Here is a 1,964-nt window from a genome sequence, read left to right as displayed (position 1 = left end):
CGCTCACCACGACGGTCTGCCGAGTAGCCGGGGGGAATCACACCCCCCGGCTCTCACAGAATCCGTGCGTAACAGTCTCCCGTTACACGGCTCTTGCCACTCTGATCACCAGGCCACGGACGCCACTGTGGTCCATCTCCAGTGCGCGAACATGCGGGGATACCGATCGGCGATCTCCCACATCTTCTGGAGCGCCTTCCGCAGCGCCGCGAGCTTCTTGTACTTCTGGCGGATCCACCGCACCAAGTAGGCATTGATGCGCATCAAGAGGGGAGTCAGCGCCGACCGGTAGAACCGGCCAAAGTACTGCATCCAACCCCGCACGATCGGATTGATCCGCCGCGCGAGCTCTACGAAGGAGAGGTCGGACCGGGTGTGAAGCCGCCAGCTGCGGACTTCAGCACTCATCCTCTTCAGAGCTACCTTGCTGACCGCCGGCTCGAACGACGTGGACCGCCGCCCGTGCTTATTCCGGCTTTCGCGTGCGCGAAACGTGTACCCGAGGAAGGTGAACTCCGTCTGCCCAAAGGGCCGTCGGCGCTTACCATCCCGGCAGTACACAATCTGGGTCTTGTCAGGATGCAGTCGCAGCCCGACCTCCTCCATCCTGTCCATCAGCGAGGCCAGCACTTCGCGGGCCTGACGCTCCGACACGCAGTGCACAACCGCGTCGTCGGCATAGCGCTCGAACGTGATGCCGGGCCACTTACGGGCCAGCCACGTATCGAACGCGTAGTGCATGAACAGGTTCGCCAGCACGGGTGAGACCGCTGAACCTTGCGGGGTTCCTCGGTCCCGAACCTGCAAGGTGCCGTCGGGCAGTTGAAGCGGGGCTTGGAGCCATCGCTTCACATAAAGAATCACCCAACGGGCATCGGTGTGCGCTTCCACGGCCTTGACGATGAGGTCCCACCGGACGCTGTCGAAGAACTTCTGGACATCGAGATCGATCACCCAGTCCCTCTTCCAACAGCGCTGACGGCAGCGTTCCACCGCATCGAGTGCCGACCGTCCGGGCCGGTAGCCGTAGGAGTCTTCATGGAAAACGGGCTCGACCCGTTCCATGAGATGCCTGGCCACTACGGTCTGGGCGATTCTGTCGGCCACCGTGGGCACGCCCAAGATCCTCATGCCGCCTCCGGGAGACGACTTGGCTATCTCCACCGCACGCACCGGCGGCGGGAAGTAGGTCCCTGACGACATTCGGTTCCAGATCTTGTACAGGTTGCCCTTCAGATCCTTCTCGAAGTCCTCGATGGACCGACTGTCCACGCCGGGTGCGCCTCTGTTTGCTTTCACTCCTTCGTATGCCTCCCAGACTTCCCGCTTCGAAATATCAAACGGCTTGCCTGATGACTTCAACGCGTCCATGTAGGTCCTCCCGGAAATCCCGGTTGTCTAGATAAACCACGTCACGAATGGCCCGGCCCCTTCGCTCCACTCCCATTACAGGAGCTTCATCACTACTACGAACCGGTCCGCCAGCGCTCCCCGCATCGGTACTCGATCCCTTGTGGTGTCCGCCACTTGGGACACTCCCTCTCGCCTCCCCTGACGGGCAGGACAGTATCGAGGCGCGCCTTCTCCTGTTCCATGCGAGAGCGGCAGACCGGGCTCACGTCGTCTACACGCCGGACACCACCTGGCCAGTAAGCGGATAGCCGCCAGGCTCATCCCGGAGTTAGCTAAAGACCCCGGTTTCGATGTCATCTGTCTGCTTAACGACGCTTCAGCAACGATTCGTTTGCACTCGTCTTCCCGATCCCCACCTGACGCCTCTTGGACGCCTTTTCCTCATCGCTCACCACGACAGTCTTCGGCTAACGCGGCATGAGGCGGTTTGAAGCCTCCTTCCGCAAGGCGGCTTCGAAGGGCCTTCCTTCATCTCTCGCACAGCACCGATTCCAGAAGCTGTCCTACAACCAACTCCCTTTCTCGTTCAGGACACAATCAGCCAACGCAGC

The 1,964-nt window shown here is 61.2% G+C and carries 1 protein-coding gene; it reads right to left on the bottom strand.

Annotated features, from left to right (window positions below; translation table 11 throughout):
* Positions 1-105 precede the first annotated feature (105 nt).
* On the bottom strand, positions 106-1,371 hold the full coding sequence (gene ltrA, locus ABZW18_RS34645; RefSeq protein WP_356195472.1) for a group II intron reverse transcriptase/maturase: 1,266 nt from the start codon (positions 1,369-1,371) through the stop codon (positions 106-108).
* Between the last annotated feature and the right edge of the window lie 593 nt (positions 1,372-1,964).

Source organism: Streptomyces sp. NPDC004647, assembly GCF_040609575.1.
Taxonomy (GTDB): domain Bacteria; phylum Actinomycetota; class Actinomycetes; order Streptomycetales; family Streptomycetaceae; genus Streptomyces.
Note: the sequence above shows the minus strand (reverse complement) of the source record. Positions and strands in the feature narration are given on the sequence as shown.

Coding starts and splice junctions, on each gene's coding strand:
- ltrA (WP_356195472.1), bottom strand. CDS start 1,371: ATGGACGCGTTGAAGTCATCAGGCAAGCCGTTTGATATTTCGAAGCGG.